Below are 16,296 nucleotides of genomic sequence, written 5' to 3'. Positions count from 1 at the left end.
ATGAACCATCAGCAACTGAACGGCTATTAATATCACCTTCTTCTGGTCTATAGATGGTCCAAGTGCTCGACTCATGACGATTTCCGCCTGCCACTTGTGTCCAGCCTGTCTGACCGCGTTTTTGATACTCCATGAACTCCGACAGACGAATTCTTGCCATGATGGGTTCTTGACCGTAATTTTCGACAAAGACATCCTTGTTTTCTGTCTGACGGCTGAAGTAATCATGCACCCGAGCGCCAACAGGTGCTGGATTTTCCCGCAAACGGTCGTTAATGGCTTATTGGTTGAAGGCTGTGAATGCAAAAGTTCCTCCAACTAAGCCTAATAAGACTAAAAGAGTAATATTACGTAGTTTGCGTTTCTTTTCTGGGCTCATAAGCTTCCCCTTTCCTCAAAATAGAGAAAACTTAGACCTAGACGAAATATTATCGCCTGCTGTGCTAAAAGATTATAGTTCATCAGCTTTACCTCATCAAGTATTTTGTCGTTTCAGAGTAACACTTCTATAATCTTATTGTAATATATCAAACAGTAATATTAAAATGAAATGAGGGATAAGTTATTCTAAAATTCTTGTACAAGATCTTCAGCTTTTCAGCAAAAAAAGTCCTACTTGCTAGCAGAACTTCTTTTATCAATGACGGAAATGTCTAACACCTGTAAAGATCATCGTGATGCCATACTTGTCACAGGCTTCAATGACTTCTTGATCGCGAACGGAACCACCTGGTTGGACAATCGCTTTGATGCCAGATTTGGCAATCTCATCAATATTATCTGCAAAGGGGAAGAAAGCATCAGAGGCAAGCACAGCATTATCTAGATTTTTTTCCTGTGCTGCTTCAATTGCTATTTTCACTGAAGCTACACGGTTTGTTTGACCAGGTCCAACCCCAAGTGTTTGATGTTCATTTGTGACAATAATACCGTTAGACTTCACATATTTGACCGCTTTCCATGCAAATTTTAGCGCTTCCCATTGTTTTGTATCTGGTTGAGCTTGCGTTGCTACTGTCCAACTTTCTTCTTGTTCTGCAACGACATCTTGCTCCTGTACTAAGACACCTCCAAGTACACCTGTAATCATCGCTTCTTTTTCTGATGCACCAATTTGTTCAAAATCAAGCGTAAGCAAACGGATATTTTTCTTTTTCGTTAAAATTGCCAGAGCTTCATCAGAAAATGCTGGTGCAATAATGATTTCTAAAAAGATTTTGCTCATTTTCTCAGCTGTTTTTTGGTCAACTGGGCGATTTAAAACGACAATACCTCCGAAGATTGAAACAGGGTCTGCTTCATAAGCGTAATCCCAAGCTTGCCCAATCGTCTCCCCTTGACCAATGCCGCAAGGATTCATGTGCTTAAGCGCCACAACAGTTGGTTGCTCCGTAAAATCACGCGCAATTTGCAAGGCTGCATCTGCATCACGCACATTGTTGTAAGATAATTCCTTACCGTGCAATTGCACACTTTGCCCAATCGAATAAGCAGTTGGAAGGGCATTTTCATAAAAATCTGCATCTTGTTGTGGATTTTCACCATAACGCATCCCTTGTTTTAAATCATACGTCAGTGTCAACTTTTCAGGTTTTTCCTCATGATCAGAAAACTTTTCTGTTAAATATTGTGCAATGAGTGCATCATAAGCAGCAGTATGTCGAAAAACTTTGGCAGCCAAACGTTGACGAAGCTCTAAGCTGGTTTCCCCAGCTTTTTCGAATTCTTGGAGCACTGCAGCATAGTCTGTGGGATCAACAAGAACAGTAACGTCTGCATGATTTTTTGCTGCAGAACGTAACATTGAAGGACCACCAATATCAATATTCTCGACAATTGTTTGATGATCAGCTCCTGACAAGAGTGTCTCTTTGAAAGGATAAAGATTGACAACAACCAAGTCAATGGGTGTAATATTGTGCTCTTCTAAGGCAGCTAGGTGGCTGTCCAAATCGCGTCGTGCCAAAAGTCCACCATGAATCATTGGGTGCAATGTTTTCACACGTCCATCCATCATTTCCGGAAACTGCGTCACTTCTTCAATCGCTAAGGTTGCAATTCCTGCTTCATCCAAGGTTTTTTTAGTTCCGCCAGTTGAGATAATTTCAAAACCGAGTTTACTTAAAGACTCAGCCAATTCAACAATTCCATTTTTATCCGACACACTGATAAGCGCACGTTTAGTCATTTTTATTCCTTTTCTATTTTTAAGTTTATAATAGCTCTTACTATTTTTTGATAAGCTCTTCTACTACTTTTATATACAATTCATGCTCTGTTTGATGGAGCTTTTTTTCATATTCGGCGAGTTCTGGGTGATAATCAAGCTGCTGCTGGGCTAAAATTTCTCCTGTATCGACTCCAGAATCCACCCAATGCACTGTGATTCCCAAGCCTTCTTGAGCTTGCCAGGATTCCTCTAAAGCATGAGCTGAACCCGCAAAAGCTGGCAGATAAGATGGATGGATATTAATGATCCGGCCTTCATAAGCTTGCAAAAGAGTAGGACCAACAATTTTCATATAACCTGCAAGACAAATCAAATCAATCTGATGTTCACGGAGCAAAGCAACTAAGGCTTCTTCATAACTTTGCTTATCAGCAAAAGATTTTAAGGTAAAGCTGACAGCAGCTATCTTGAGCTGCTGTGCTCTTTGTAGAGCATAAGCCTTAATCTTATCCGAGAATAAGAGCTGAACTTCAGCGGGAAAAGCTTGAGCAAGAGCTTCAAAGTTGGATCCTGATCCTGAGGCAAAAACGGCAATCCTCATTTTATAATTACCGCTTGTTTCACACGTGGAGTAATTTTTCCGATTTCGTAACATTTTACTCTTTGCTTCACTTCCTCAGCCTTTTCTGGGGCCACCGCAAGGACCATACCAATTCCCATATTGAAAATTTGGAACATTTCGTCATGAGGAACTTGACCGTATTTCTCCAAAGCTTTGAAAATAGGCAAAATCTCCCAGCTGTCTTCTATAATTTCAGCTGTTAATTGATCACTAAACATTCGCGGAAGATTTTCATAAAAACCGCCTCCTGTAATGTGTGATATTCCTTTAATCATATTGTCCTTTATGAGCGGTAAAAGCTCTTGAACATAAATATGAGTGGGTTCAAGTAACTCTTCCCCAAGGGGGCGTTCCAGCTCAGGAAGAATTTCTTGTTTATCAAAATCTTTAAAGATTTTCCGGACGAGCGAGTATCCATTCGAATGAATGCCGGAGGAAGGAAGCCCTAATAAGATATCACCTGCCTCAACATTCTTGCAGCCATCAATTAAGGCTGACTTTTCGGCAATACCGACAGCAAAACCTGCAAGGTCATAATCATCTGTATCATACATATCTGGCATTTCTGCTGTTTCACCGCCAATCAGGGCTGCACCTGACTGCAAACATCCTTGGGCAACACCTGCAACCACTTTTTCGAGCTTTTCCGGAAGGTTTCTCCCGGTAGCGATATAGTCAAGAAAGTAGAGAGGTTCTGCTCCAGCTGCAACGATATCATTAACACACATGGCCACACAATCAATCCCAATCGTGTCATGTTTGTCTGCTTCAATAGCCAGCATCAGCTTTGTACCCACTCCGTCTGTTCCAGAAATAAGCACTGGTTCCTTAACATCAAGTTTCGAAAGATCAAATGCCGCTCCAAATCCTCCAAGTCCTCCAAGAACTCCCAGCCTTTTCGTTTTTTCGGCGTGTTTTTTTATGCGATTAACCACTTGGTAACCCGCTTCAACATCAACTCCTGCCTTTGCATAAGCATTTTTAGACATTTTTTCCTCCTAAAGATTTCAGGTAATTTTCTTCATAATCGTAAAGTGGCGTCGGATATATACCGTCAAAGTAAGACAGACACAGATTATCATGTCCGATAGCCTCAACTAACCCTTCTTGGCTTAAAAAAGTAAGACTATCTGCTCCAATGATTTGGCAGATTTCATCGACTGAGTGTTCCGCTGCAATCAACTCTTCTCGCTTTTGAATATCGATACCATAAAAGCATGGATAAGCAAGTGGTGGGCTCGCAATTACAACGTGAACTTCAGCAGCGCCGGCATCTTTAAGTAAACGCACAATTCGTCTGCTTGTCGTTCCACGTACAATAGAATCGTCCACCATGATAACCTTTTTACCTTCGACTACACTGGAAACAGCCGAGAGCTTCATCCGTACACCTTGTTCTCTTAATTCTTGCGTAGGCTGAATAAATGTACGCGCCACATATTGATTTTTAATCAAGCCCATTTCGTAAGGTAATCCAGATTCTTCTGCATATCCGGATGCTGCTGAGAGTGACGAATTTGGCACACCAATAACAATATCTGCATCTACCTGTGCCTCACGTGCTAAGATACGCCCTGATTGTTTACGTGCGGTATGAACATTGACACCTGCAATAACACTGTCCGGACGTGCAAAGTAAATATACTCCATTGAACAAATTTGTGTATTGGTCTTATCTGTAAACTGCTCAACATGTAAGCCTTGATCATTAATTTGGATAATCTGACCGGGTTTGACTTCCTGGACAAACTCTGCACCGATAACATCAAAAGCACAGGTTTCACTGGCTACAACGAGCGCACCGTTAGCCATTTTCCCAATAGATAAAGGACGGAAGCCATTAGGATCAAGAGCTGCAATCATTGAATCTTCTGTCATCAAGAGATAAGCAAAGCCACCTTTAACAGTATTCAAGGCTTCCTTTACTTTTCCCATAAATTCAGGATGATGACTGCGGCGAATCAGATGCGCCAAAATTTCGGTGTCTGAACTTGAAGAAAAGATAGCACCTTGTGCTTCTAACTCACGTCGTAGCGATACGGCATTTGTCAAGTTACCGTTATGAGCTAGACCAAGCTGTGTGTCTTGAAATTTAAAATGAAAAGGCTGGATATTGTTTAATTCTGCTGAACCTGCTGTGGCGTAGCGTACATGGCCCATGGCTGCTTTCCCTGATAATTTTTGTAAATCTTTTTCGTGACGAAAAACTTCTGTTACCAAGCCTAAATCACGATGCCGCTGAAGTTGCCCATCATTATTTGACAGAATACCAGCACCTTCTTGCCCTCTGTGTTGCAAGGCATGAAGTCCAAAATAAGTCAGTTGTGCAGCTTCAGGATGTCCCCAGATGCCAAAAACGCCACATTCTTCGTTCAAGGACTTTACTTCATAAGGCATGGAATCGCTCCTTCATAAATCGCTTTCGCTTCTTCAGTAGATAGGGAAATTTCACCATCTTTTGCTGAAATTTTAATTTCTGACTTGTCTGTAACATGCCCTAACTTGCTTGCTTTCCCTGCCATCATTTCTTCAAAATCCTTTTCATCTTCTGGGCGAACTGAGAGAATAAAGCGACCTTGACTTTCAGAGAAAAGTTGTGATACTTTGCCATCAAAATGAACAGAAATTCCTTTATTATTCGCAAAAACTGACTCGACAAGAGCAACAGCTAAGCCACCTTCAGATAAATCATGCGCTGACTGAATGAGACCCGCTTGGATTGCTTTTAGTACGCGTTCCTGATTTTCTTTTTCAGCTTGCAGGTCAAAGTTCAGCGTACCCGAAATCTCTCCTGTCATCATTTTTTGAATTTCAGAACCGGAGAAATCATCGGCAGTATCACCGATAAGATAAATTAAGTCACCTGTTTCTTTAAAATCTTGTGTCGTAATATGTGCCACATCTTCAATCAAGCCAACCATTCCAATCATTGGTGTCGGTAAAATAGCTTGACCGTTCGTTTCGTTATAAAGGGAAACATTACCTGAGATGACCGGAGTAGATAACACACGGCAAGATTCCGAAATACCATCACATGCCTTGCTTAACTCATAAAATTGTTCTGGCTTTTCTGGATTACCAAAGTTAAGGCAGTCCGTAATTGCTAAAGGTCTCCCCCCTGAAGCAATGATATTTCGTGCTGCTTCTGCGACAGCTATTTGTCCACCAATCTCGGGATTAAGGTAGAGATAGCGCGCATTACAGTCTGTTGTCATTGCTAAAGCTTTATTGGAATGACGAAGGCGAATAACTGCTGCATCAGATCCTGGTGCAACGACTGTATTTGTCATTACTCGACTATCGTAGGTTTCATAAATACTGCGCTTGCTCGCAATTGTTGGTTGACTAAAGAGATCTTTGAGAACCTCTGTTGCATTTACGATTTCCGGGATAAACTTTTCAGCTTTTTCAAATTCAGCAATGCGTGCAGGTTCTTTCATTTCACGATAATAAACCGGTGCATCCTCAGCTAAAGAGTCTACTGGAATTTCGGCAACCTTTTCACCTTGATGGAACAATGTGTACATCCCATCGTCAGTGACTTCACCGATATTTACCGCATCAAGTTCGTACTTTTTAAAGAGCTCAACGATTTCATCTTCATGTCCTTTTTTAATGCAAAGCACCATACGTTCTTGTGATTCCGAAAGCATCATTTCGTAAGGCGTCATGTTCGTTTCACGTTGTGGTACTAAGTCTAAATTAAGTTTCAAACCTGAGCCAGCTTTCGAAGCCATTTCCGAAGTTGAAGAAACTAATCCAGCAGCCCCCATATCTTGAATACCAACAAGGATATCAGAATGATTATGGATCACTTCAAGACAAGCCTCTAACAAAAGTTTTTCCATAAAAGGATCGCCCACTTGAACGGCAGAACGTTGTGTTTCAGAACCTGAACCAAACTCCTGAGAGGCAAACGAAGCACCATGAATGCCGTCACGTCCTGTTTTCGCGCCGACATACATGATTGTGTTGCCTACACCTTTGGCTTGTCCTTTTTGGATGTGCTTATGCTCAATCAAGCCCACACACATCACGTTCACTAAAGGATTTCCCGCATAAGATTCATCAAAAGCTACTTCTCCACCTACTGTAGGAATACCGATACAGTTACCATATCCTGCTATTCCAGCTGTCACACGGTCAACAATGTGACGTGTTTTAGCATTGTCAATCTGACCAAAGCGAAGACTATCCAAAAGAGCAACTGGTCGCGCTCCCATCGAAAAGATATCACGAATAATCCCGCCCGATCCTGTTGCTGCACCTTCATAGGGTTCGACATAGCTTGGGTGATTGTGTGACTCTGCCTTGAAAACAACTGCCCAGTCATCACCAATATCAACGACTCCAGCACCTTCACCTGGTCCCATAAGTACTTGTGGACCTTCTGTTGGAAATTTTTTCAAGACAGGTTTTGAATTTTTATAACAACAATGCTCTGACCACATCACGGCATACATGCCAGTTTCTGTAAAGTTAGGCAGGCGACCACCAAGAATCTCATTTTTAATTTTAGAGTATTCTTCATCAGTCAAGCCCCATTCACGATAAATTTTTGACGTTTGGATTTGTTCTGGACTCATTTCACCGCTCATTGTGACGCTCCTTCTTTTACAAAATTTTTCAAGATACTGGCAAACATTTTCTTACCATCATTTCCACCAAGTAAGGATTCTACGGCGCGTTCTGGATGGGGCATCATCCCCAAAACATTCCCTTCTTGATTACAAATCCCAGCAATGTCTAAAGCAGAACCATTAGGGTTTCCATTTGCATAAGTGAAAACGATTTGTCCGTTATTTTTTAAATCTGCCAAGGTTTGTTCATCAGCAATATACTTACCTTCCCCATGTGCAATAGGCAAGCTAATCACTTCATCTTTAGAAAAGACAGTTGTAAATTTTGAATTATTATTTACTTTTAAGTTTTGCCACTTTGAAACAAACTTTAAGCTGTCATTTTGAATCAAAGCGCCTGGTAAAAGTCCTGCTTCGATAAGAATTTGAAACCCATTGCAGGTACCAAAAACAGGTTTTCCTTCTGCAGCCAAACGTTTAATTTCAGGCATAACATTCGAAAAAGAAGCAATGGCTCCGCAACGTAAGTAATCCCCGTAACTGAAACCTCCAGGAATCAACACACCATCAAAGCCTGCAAGAGACTTTTCCTCATGCCAGACAAATTCGGCTTCGGCTTGCATCACATCACGAATGGCCCAGAGGAGATCGAAATCACAATTTGATCCTGGAAATTGAATAACTGCAAATTTCATCAATCTACCACCTCAACCTTGTAAGTTTCCATGTTTGGATTTGCTAATAATTTTTCAGCTATCTCTTCCACTTTCTTCACGGCCAATTGAGAATCTCCCTCAACTTCGATTTCAAAATATTTACCAACGCGAATATCTTGAATTTCAGAGTAGCCTAGCTTTTGAGTTGCTGCCTTGATTGCTTGTCCTTGAGGATCCAAAATTGATTTTTTATAGGTTACGTAAACTTCTACTTTGCTCATTTTCTCTTTCTCGTTCACTTTCTTTTATTTGTCTCTGCCATTACGGCATTAAGTCTTAAAGTTCTTTTTCTTCTTGAAGGGCTGTGAGTACACGACTGTATACTTCAATCAAGTCGCCAATATTACGACGGAAAACATCTTTATCTAAATGGTTCCCCTCCGCATCCCAAAGGCGACAGGTATCTGGTGAAATTTCGTCTGCCAAGATAATTTCGCCATCTGCTGTACGACCAAATTCGAGTTTGAAATCAACCAGACTCAAGCCGATTTCCCCCCATATTTTTTGGAGAAGGGTATTGATTTTCAGTGTTTCTGACTTGATGAATTCCAGTTCTTCTGGTTGAGCAAGTTCAAGAAAATAGACATGTTCATCATTGATAAAAGGATCATCGAGTGCATCAGACTTGTAATAAAATTCAATAATAGGTCGAGGAAGAATGTCACCTTCTTCCAAAGCAAATCGCTTTGCAAAAGAGCCAGCAACACGATTTCTTAAGACCACTTCTAGAGGTATAATCTCAACTTTCCGATTCAATTGTTCGGTTTTAGACAGTTGTGTGATAAAAGATGTTTTGATTTGTTCGGCATTCAATTTTTGAAAAATCAGGGATGTAATTTGATTGTTCAATGCCCCTTTGCCTTTAATTTCTTCTTTTCTTTTACCATTTAGAGCTGTTGCGTTATCACAATACTCCACCCAAACCAGCTGTTCATCCTCTGTTTCATAAAGCTTCTTTGCTTTACCTTCATAAAGTAAGCGTCCCTTTCTCACGATATGCCTCCTCTTTATTTTATAATTTAATTCTAACCTTATTTAGAGTACAAAAAAAGATATTACTTGTGAAAGTAATATCTTTTTTGAATATCATTCGCTTTTTACGAACATTTATATAAAACTTCAAATTCTTCACAGACAATATCCATATCTGGTGCATAACAATCTAAATCTCGGAAAAAAGCTTCATGAACTTGCCGCCAATAAGCCAAGCTCCTGTCTCCTTCACCTTCGTTAAAGGCATGATCCTCTGTTACCTTATTAAACTTAGTAATATAGACCTTGCTTGTTTGAATCGCGGCTCGTGGATTTCCTTTGCCATCGAGTAAAATCTCATATCTTCCATCCACAGCAGGTAAAAAATCGTCTGGTCCATACAGGGACAATGCGCTTGCTGTAGCTCTTTTTTTCCCCTCAAGTACAAGTTCTAATAGCTCATCAGCCATTTGAGGAGTGTTACCAAAGGCCCAAGCATCACTGAAGTTATCTGGATTTAGATTAGCCTCTGCGATAAATTTTTCGTACATTTTTCCTTCCCGTCTTTTATAACTTTAATTGCATTTTGTAATTTTTTATATTTTGGTTGCGTCGTAGGACGATTTGTTGCTCTAAAATCTCATAGCCACGTTTTTCAAAAAAAGGCCGTGCAGTTAAGGAAACATCAACATTTATTCTTTCTGCCCCCTGCCCCTTACAATATTGTTCAATCTGATTGGCAAGGAGATTTCCTACACCTCGTTTCTGAGAATCCTTATCAACATACAGACAATCAAATTTGTCTTCGCTTGTCGCATTAGCAAAGCCTAAAATTTTTCCACTTTCTTCTACAATTATACAATAACTCTCAGCCAGCAGTTTTTCCGGAAAAAAATCAGACTTATCAGATGGCGCCCATGCTTCTAACTCTTCTGCAGAATAATCCGCAGCATTGATTGTATGTACTGTTGTATAAAACAAATCAGCAATCTCAGCATAATCGTTTGAGCAGTAATGTCGACAGTTCATCTTAAATCGCCAAATCAAATTTGAGTTGTGGAGTCACAGGTTCATAGTCCACCAATTCAAAATCTTCTGGTTTAATATCAAAGAAATTCGTTCCATCTGGTACATTTAGAATCAAGCGTGGCTCTTTTTCTGAACCCGTGCGTGACAGTAACTCATTCGCTTGTTCAAATTGATTATCGTAAATATGCAAGTTGTTGACAAAGTAGAAAAACTTACCGACTTTCCAGCTGAAGTGTTTAGCCAACATCATTTGCAAAGCCACATACTGCATCGCATTAATATGATGCGCCACAAGCATGTCGTTTGAACGTTGAATCAAGGTTGCATCCAGATAAATTTGTCCATCTGCTTCACGTCTTACATCAAACATCGTTTGAAATGCACAAGGCAAAAGTCCTTCGGTTTCTTCAAAATCTTCATATTGCCAAAGATTAATGATATTCCGACGGTTCCATGGATTTTTTTCCAAACCTTCGAGAAGCTTGCCGATAATGTTATATTTTTTAACGGTTGCTCCATAACGTTGTCCAATGGTACCATCACCGATACCCCATTCAGCCCAATATTTCACACCATATTTTTCTTCTAGAACGTCAAGTGCGCTGGTCTGATCTTGGTAAATCCACATGAGTTCTTTGATTGCCGTCTTGATAGGAATACGACGAAGAGTTGTGATAGGAAATTGGCCTTTTTCAAGATCATAAGTGACGAAAGATCCTGTAATATATTTACTGTTGGCTGTTTGGCCATTTTTATATTTTGGACGCGCATTTTCTGAAAACACGCCATTTTCGAGGATATTACTGATATTTTCTTTGAAGATTTGGTCTGCGTAGGTCATATTTCCCTCTCTTACTTTCGCTTTATTATGACTAACATTATACCATATAAATAAACAAACTTTTATAAAAGCGTCTATCTCCTTAATCCTACTAACTCCTTCATATCTCTATTTCAATAAATATATGGGGGGCTTTTTAATATTCGAAAGTAGTATTTTTATCTATCCCACTTCATTTTTTCTTAGTTTTTAAAATACCATTTCATTCATTATTAAAAAGCTCCTAAAACATCAACTTTACAAACTGTAACGAATACCTCTTATGTACCTTGGCTAAACTTCTTACTCAAGACGTGCTCTTTATTACACTTCAATAGTATGGGATTCATTGCAAACTGCGAATAATTAAAAGAGCCCTTAGACTCTTTTTAATTTTTAGCTTTTCGTTTGAACTATTAGTTTGAATTTCATTTGCACATGAAGTCATATTAATTGTTTCAGCAATTTTTAACTCTTAAATTCACTCTCTGTATTTACGATGATTTTTGGGAATAAACTTTCTAATTTCTTCAGCATTAAAGCCAATCATTAATTTATTTTTATCAATTAAAATGGGCGTTTTTAATAGCTCAGTATGCTTCAATATAAAATCGACAGTATCATTAAAATCCATTTTATCCATCTTTTCCATATGTTTCTTAAAATAGATTCTAACATTTCGTTTATAAATATCTTCAAATCCATTATTAGATAAGAATAATATATATACTAAATCTTCTTTAGATATTTGCTTTATTTTTTTTATTGATACTTCTAATCCTTTAGCTTCAAACCATTTAATAGCCTTTTGGCTTGAATGATTGCTGGAATTATAATAAATTTTTATCAATTAAACTTACTTTCCTTTAGCATTTAATTATGTTTTTGTATTTTGAATTATTTTTCTTCTATACTTCTTTGGTAAAAATTGACGAATATCATCGGGATTAAAACCCACTAGGGACTTCTTTTCTCCTAGTATGATAGGAGTTTGTAATAAGTTAGGATTTTCAATTAAATATTTTATTCCTTCATTAAAATTCATATCTTTTAAATTTATCAACTTCTGCTTATTTTTTGAGCTAATCCTGCTTGAACTTTTTACAATGCTTGCGAAACCCTTTGTACTCATGGATAGTATCTCTACTAAGTCATCATCAGATATGTGATTAATTCTAAAAGTTTTAATTTCTATTTGATATTTTCCAAACCAATCTAAAGCACGTTTTGTTGATCCACACCCTTTTTTACAGTATACTTTTATCATTTTATTCCTAAAAACCCCTAAAAAGCTATGGGGATAAAACCTCTGTATTTAATTTATTACTGTATTCCAATTCAATATCCAAAAACAATATAATAATTAATTATGAGTATAACATAAAAATATTCCGAAAAAAATATGTCTCAAAAGAAATTGAGGAATATGATCATGTAATATCAATAACCTAAGCGTTTATCTAAAAGTTGTTAATTTATACAAAAGTAAGATAACAAACAATGAGCCAAACAATTGAAATGTTATTCAAAATATCAGAGAATTGTATTATTAATGCATTTAAAGGATAAAAAATGAATTATAAAAGAATTACAAAGTGCGGAACAATTATTGCTTTAGCTGCACTATTAGTTCCTACAACAAATTCACTTGCCGAAAGTGTATCAATTGATACAGAAGAGAAAAACTCTCATGTCAGTAATATCAATGATGATTCTCAGCAAGTAGCAACAATTAATGAAAATATACAAGCTACATCCATAAAAAACGAAGAACCTACTGTGGAACAAAGAATACAGCCCGAGACAGTTCAAAAAGATGTAATTAGCAAAGCTTCAGAACCGCAGGTAAATTTTTCAAACGATGTCCCTACTTCTTATATTTCATCAGTTTCTGGTGTGTCTTTCACCTGGAATTTAAAAACTGTAAAAGATCAAAATGAGATAGTAGCAGGTGATAAGATTATCCTATCTATTTCAAGTGAGGGTTTGGATTATTCAAGTGTTAAATTTTCATCAGGAAGCACTTCTGACCCTTATTTCGACCTAGTACTTGATGAAGAAAACGGACAAATCATTCTAGTAGCAAAACAAAACGTACAGTTTGATGGGAGTATTTCAACGACCATAACAGCTCGTCCAACAGGAATTGAAGGGCCTTCGGACTTTCCTTTTACTTCTACTTACGTTCCCGTTGAAGGAAATCCTATCGACCTTTCTGCAAACAACATGATTTTACATGTAAAAAATAGTGGTGGGGGTTCTTGGGCAATTGTAGGTACACCAACAACACCAGGTAATCATTGGGGTTCTTTGGAAGCTAATGGTCATAATTTATACAAACCCAATAATAACGGTACTAACTTACCGGGAAAATTTTATTATACACAAAATGCACAGAATTGGTTCACCGGTTTGTTTAATGGCAATTATCATAATATTGTAGGAGGAGGTCCTTATACTTTCATAATCAATTCAAATTATCCAATTGATACAGAAAGTTTTGTTTTATCTGCTGGGAAGATAGGAGATATGTATGACGCATCAGATGATTATACTATCCAGTGGGAAAATAACAATAAAACCGCAAAAATCACTTTTGAAGAACTAAAAGCTACAGGACAAATGGGTCGTGCATTAGCTGCTACATATTATGTCCTGACAGATACTATAAATGATGAAGTTAATATAGAATCCTATGCCATAGACGCATCTAACAATGTCCTTGGAAGCAAGAGCACAGCCAAAGGAACATACTACCCTACAAGTAGCGGAAGCTTCCTTCCCTCTATTACAACTGAAGATAGAACAGTCTATACTACTGACCCAGCGTTAGATTTAAAATCTTTAGTAAAAGCCTTTGACCAAGTTGATGGGGATATTTCTCAAAACGTTCAAATAGTAGATAATAATAACTTTGACCAAACAAAACCAGGCGTTTATAAAATCAAATATAGCGTATCAAATTCATTTGGAGAGACTGCTGAAGGGATTGCGACTGTCACCGTTATAGAGAGCAAAACTTCCATCGATGCTCATGATTCCACTATTTACGTTGGAGATGCATGGAAAGCTGAAGATAACTTTGAAAGTGCGACAGATAAAGATGGAAATCCAATTGATTTTTCTAAAGTAAATGTTATAGGTACAGTTGATAATACTAAGCCCGGTAAGTACGACATTACTTATGAATTTAATGGTGTGTCTAAAACAGTGACTGTTACTGTTTTGCCTGTTCAAACTTCCATCGATGCTCATGATTCCACTATTTACGTTGGAGATGCATGGAAAGCTGAAGATAACTTTGACAGTGCGACAGATAAAGATGGAAATCCAATTGATTTTTCTAAAGTAAATGTTACAGGTACAGTTGATAATACTAAGCCCGGTAAGTACGACATTACTTATGAATTTAATGGTGTGTCTAAAACAGTGACTGTTACTGTTTTGGAAAAGCTAATACCATCAGTTCCTGATATTGATTCATCTGATAATAATTCGAATAATATTGTTCTGAATAACAATATTAATGGGAAAACAGAAAATATAAATATAGACGAAACTTCATCTAATATTTTACCTAGAACTGGGGAAACTTCCGAAAAAACATTAACTTTATTCGGAATATTATTATCATTATTAGGAGCAATGTGGTTTTTCATTGTAAAAAAGCGTAAAAGTGAACAAAAATAATTTAAAATAAAAAAGAACATTTACTTGTGTTCTTTTTTCATTCATCAAAGCAAATAATCCAAAAAATAGACTTCAATCAACGTTATTATTATAATAATATTAACTAATGTTTTATAAGCTTTTGTAATTTTCATAAATTAACATGGAGGTTAAATCTAATGAATAATAGAACAAATACCACTATCCCAGAAGAAGTTATTTCTCTATTTCTTAACGAACTGCAAATAAAAAAATTAAATATTCTTAATAATATAACTTCAGATGGCATAACTTTAGAGTATATTGAAAAAATATTCAATTACACACCCAGAAAAGCAAAAGATTTCGCTAAAAATTTTGTCGAAGAAATAAATTCATACATTATAGAAAGTAAGGGATGTTTAGTTATACTTAATAATACGATTTATTTTAGTGATAATGTTCACGAATATAACTTTATAAAGATAATTCAAGAAACAAGAGAAACATATGTTGAACATTCAAGTCTATATCGTTTCCTTACCTATATTCTAAAAAAAAGAAATTTTGATGTGAGGGATATCACAGAAAATATTTTTTATAGTGAATCTTATGTTTATAAACTAATAGCTAAAGTCAATATTTTATTTTCTTCATTAAATTTAAAAATATATTTTGAAAAAAATAATGATATGTTTTCTCTTTGTGGTAATGAAATAGAAATTAGATATTTATATTATTTTACAATTTCAGTTGTTGCTAAAGGTACAAAGCAATACTTAGATCTAATTGACTCTAAGTTTAGTGATTCTTTTATTGGAAGTTATAGTAAAGAATTCAACAGATTGTCACCTATTGGTAAAACTAGAGTATATTATTTTATAGCAATTTTCTCATCCTCAATAAGTACTCAAAATTTTTTGCCAGAGCTTAGTGATGAAATAAAAGAATTGGTCTGTATCTTCACTAGATACAATGAGAACACAAATTTAGATGCTTCTGGTCCCCCCAAAAATAGATACATACTGAATGAAAATTTAGTACTATTTTGTATAATTTCTTATTTCACTCAGGAGTTCTATACAGATTTTGAAAAATCTAAAATAGGAAATACCCTTTCAAATATCAAAGATAATCATGTAGTTGATACCTGTAAAGCATTACTTCAACAAGTATGTTCCAAATACTCTCTTGATACTTTTACCTTTAATTTGATGCTTTATACTCTTTGTAATAATATGATTGTTATCCATTATTTAAAACTTTATAAATTTATGTATTTAAAAGAAAATCATTACTACGGGAGTGTAGACACCAAGTTTATTAAGCAATGCATTGATCTAAATTTGACTTATTTTACTTCAAAAGAAGATTATGCCAAATTAAAAAGTAATTTCTTTCAAATTATTGTTTCTGAAGTCTCGTTAGTCCCTACCGTTAAGATCTATATTGAGTTTTTTCAACAACCAGAATACAAATCTTTTATTAAAAATACATTGAAAAATATCTATAATAGAAATTTAATAGAAATAACTGAGAATTACAAAAAAGCAGATATAATTATTTCTGATACAATCGGATATGATGTAGACCAAGAGAACTACTATTATTTTAAAAATATCTTTGATAAAAAATCATGGATAAAATTAGGAGAGTATATTAACAAAAAAGTAATTAATAAAAATCTATATTGAAACTATTTATTAAATAATGATTTTTCAATTTGAAAATAATAACTA

General features: G+C 36.5%; 15 protein-coding genes and 1 pseudogene. 2 read left to right on the top strand and 14 right to left on the bottom strand.

Annotated features, from left to right (window positions below; genetic code table 11):
* The 14 genes and pseudogenes from LACDD01_RS01565 to LACDD01_RS01500 all read right to left on the bottom strand — a co-directional run.
* Nucleotides 1–265, bottom strand: a pseudogene (locus tag LACDD01_RS01565) (hypothetical protein); the annotation flags it as partial.
* A 372-nt stretch (nucleotides 266–637) separates the two neighbouring features.
* Nucleotides 638–2,188 (bottom strand): bifunctional phosphoribosylaminoimidazolecarboxamide formyltransferase/IMP cyclohydrolase, encoded by a 1,551-nt coding sequence (purH, locus tag LACDD01_RS01560; RefSeq protein WP_061412974.1) that lies wholly within the window; start codon nucleotides 2,186–2,188, stop codon nucleotides 638–640.
* A 40-nt stretch (nucleotides 2,189–2,228) separates the two neighbouring features.
* Nucleotides 2,229–2,771, bottom strand: a complete 543-nt coding sequence (gene purN / locus LACDD01_RS01555) for a phosphoribosylglycinamide formyltransferase (protein WP_061412971.1) — start codon at nucleotides 2,769–2,771, stop codon at nucleotides 2,229–2,231.
* A complete protein-coding gene (gene purM / locus LACDD01_RS01550; RefSeq protein WP_061412968.1) occupies nucleotides 2,768–3,781 on the bottom strand; it encodes a phosphoribosylformylglycinamidine cyclo-ligase in 1,014 nt (337 codons plus the stop codon). Before purM ends, purN begins: the two co-directional genes overlap by 4 nt.
* Nucleotides 3,774–5,189, bottom strand: a complete 1,416-nt coding sequence (purF, locus tag LACDD01_RS01545; protein WP_019293571.1) for an amidophosphoribosyltransferase — start codon at nucleotides 5,187–5,189, stop codon at nucleotides 3,774–3,776. Before purF ends, purM begins: the two co-directional genes overlap by 8 nt.
* Nucleotides 5,174–7,390 (bottom strand): phosphoribosylformylglycinamidine synthase subunit PurL, encoded by a 2,217-nt coding sequence (gene purL, locus LACDD01_RS01540; RefSeq protein WP_061412965.1) that lies wholly within the window; start codon nucleotides 7,388–7,390, stop codon nucleotides 5,174–5,176. Before purL ends, purF begins: the two co-directional genes overlap by 16 nt.
* Nucleotides 7,387–8,067 carry a phosphoribosylformylglycinamidine synthase subunit PurQ gene (gene purQ, locus LACDD01_RS01535; RefSeq protein WP_061412962.1) on the bottom strand — a complete coding sequence of 227 codons (681 nt, stop codon included), beginning with the start codon at nucleotides 8,065–8,067 and terminating at the stop codon, nucleotides 7,387–7,389. The genes purL and purQ overlap by 4 nt, the downstream gene beginning before the upstream one ends.
* Complete coding sequence (gene purS / locus LACDD01_RS01530; RefSeq protein ID WP_019292365.1) at nucleotides 8,067–8,309, bottom strand: phosphoribosylformylglycinamidine synthase subunit PurS; 243 nt, start codon at nucleotides 8,307–8,309, stop codon at nucleotides 8,067–8,069. The genes purQ and purS overlap by 1 nt, the downstream gene beginning before the upstream one ends.
* Nucleotides 8,310–8,364: 55 nt before the next feature.
* Nucleotides 8,365–9,081: a phosphoribosylaminoimidazolesuccinocarboxamide synthase gene (gene purC / locus LACDD01_RS01525; RefSeq protein WP_061412959.1), complete on the bottom strand. Its 717-nt coding sequence runs from the start codon at nucleotides 9,079–9,081 to the stop codon at nucleotides 8,365–8,367.
* A 104-nt stretch (nucleotides 9,082–9,185) separates the two neighbouring features.
* Nucleotides 9,186–9,611, bottom strand: coding sequence for an ASCH domain-containing protein (locus LACDD01_RS01520; RefSeq protein WP_019292367.1), 426 nt, complete (start codon nucleotides 9,609–9,611; stop codon nucleotides 9,186–9,188).
* Nucleotides 9,612–9,627: 16 nt separating this feature from the next.
* Nucleotides 9,628–10,089 (bottom strand): GNAT family N-acetyltransferase, encoded by a 462-nt coding sequence (locus tag LACDD01_RS01515; protein ID WP_061412956.1) that lies wholly within the window; start codon nucleotides 10,087–10,089, stop codon nucleotides 9,628–9,630.
* A 1-nt stretch (nucleotide 10,090) separates the two neighbouring features.
* On the bottom strand, nucleotides 10,091–10,930 hold the full coding sequence (locus LACDD01_RS01510) for a thymidylate synthase (RefSeq protein WP_019292369.1): 840 nt from the start codon (nucleotides 10,928–10,930) through the stop codon (nucleotides 10,091–10,093).
* Between the two features lie 460 nt (nucleotides 10,931–11,390).
* Nucleotides 11,391–11,759, bottom strand: coding sequence for an ArsC/Spx/MgsR family protein (locus LACDD01_RS01505; RefSeq protein ID WP_061412953.1), 369 nt, complete (start codon nucleotides 11,757–11,759; stop codon nucleotides 11,391–11,393).
* A gap of 27 nt (nucleotides 11,760–11,786) precedes the next feature.
* The gene (locus tag LACDD01_RS01500; protein ID WP_061412950.1) at nucleotides 11,787–12,176 is read right to left on the bottom strand and encodes an ArsC/Spx/MgsR family protein; all 390 of its coding nucleotides are present in this window, start codon (nucleotides 12,174–12,176) and stop codon (nucleotides 11,787–11,789) included.
* Between the two features lie 305 nt (nucleotides 12,177–12,481).
* On the opposite strand from LACDD01_RS01500, the gene LACDD01_RS01495 reads away from it, so the two are divergent.
* Both LACDD01_RS01495 and LACDD01_RS01490 read left to right on the top strand, forming a co-directional pair.
* Nucleotides 12,482–14,599, top strand: a complete 2,118-nt coding sequence (locus LACDD01_RS01495; RefSeq protein WP_061412947.1) for a bacterial Ig-like domain-containing protein — start codon at nucleotides 12,482–12,484, stop codon at nucleotides 14,597–14,599.
* A 158-nt stretch (nucleotides 14,600–14,757) separates the two neighbouring features.
* Nucleotides 14,758–16,251, top strand: coding sequence for a helix-turn-helix domain-containing protein (locus tag LACDD01_RS01490; RefSeq protein WP_061412944.1), 1,494 nt, complete (start codon nucleotides 14,758–14,760; stop codon nucleotides 16,249–16,251).
* Nucleotides 16,252–16,296: the final 45 nt, after the last annotated feature.

Origin of the sequence: Lactococcus sp. DD01 (genome assembly GCF_001578715.1) — a bacterium.
GTDB classification, from domain to species: domain Bacteria; phylum Bacillota; class Bacilli; order Lactobacillales; family Streptococcaceae; genus Lactococcus; species Lactococcus petauri.
The sequence above is the reverse complement of the archived record's forward strand: the minus strand, read 5'-3'. Positions and strand labels throughout refer to the sequence as shown.

Excerpts from the sequence above, each read along its gene's own strand:
- purH (WP_061412974.1), bottom strand. The coding sequence starts at position 2,188 with ATGACTAAACGTGCGCTTATCAGTGTGTCGGATAAAAATGGAATTGTT.
- purN (WP_061412971.1), bottom strand. The coding sequence starts at position 2,771 with ATGAGGATTGCCGTTTTTGCCTCAGGATCAGGATCCAACTTTGAAGCT.
- purM (WP_061412968.1), bottom strand. The coding sequence starts at position 3,781 with ATGTCTAAAAATGCTTATGCAAAGGCAGGAGTTGATGTTGAAGCGGGT.
- purF (WP_019293571.1), bottom strand. The coding sequence starts at position 5,189 with ATGCCTTATGAAGTAAAGTCCTTGAACGAAGAATGTGGCGTTTTTGGC.
- purL (WP_061412965.1), bottom strand. The coding sequence starts at position 7,390 with ATGAGCGGTGAAATGAGTCCAGAACAAATCCAAACGTCAAAAATTTAT.
- purQ (WP_061412962.1), bottom strand. The coding sequence starts at position 8,067 with ATGAAATTTGCAGTTATTCAATTTCCAGGATCAAATTGTGATTTCGAT.
- purS (WP_019292365.1), bottom strand. The coding sequence starts at position 8,309 with ATGAGCAAAGTAGAAGTTTACGTAACCTATAAAAAATCAATTTTGGAT.
- LACDD01_RS01520 (WP_019292367.1), bottom strand. The coding sequence starts at position 9,611 with ATGTACGAAAAATTTATCGCAGAGGCTAATCTAAATCCAGATAACTTC.
- LACDD01_RS01515 (WP_061412956.1), bottom strand. The coding sequence starts at position 10,089 with ATGAACTGTCGACATTACTGCTCAAACGATTATGCTGAGATTGCTGAT.
- LACDD01_RS01510 (WP_019292369.1), bottom strand. The coding sequence starts at position 10,930 with ATGACCTACGCAGACCAAATCTTCAAAGAAAATATCAGTAATATCCTC.
- LACDD01_RS01500 (WP_061412950.1), bottom strand. The coding sequence starts at position 12,176 with ATGATAAAAGTATACTGTAAAAAAGGGTGTGGATCAACAAAACGTGCT.
- LACDD01_RS01495 (WP_061412947.1), top strand. The coding sequence starts at position 12,482 with ATGAATTATAAAAGAATTACAAAGTGCGGAACAATTATTGCTTTAGCT.
- LACDD01_RS01490 (WP_061412944.1), top strand. The coding sequence starts at position 14,758 with ATGAATAATAGAACAAATACCACTATCCCAGAAGAAGTTATTTCTCTA.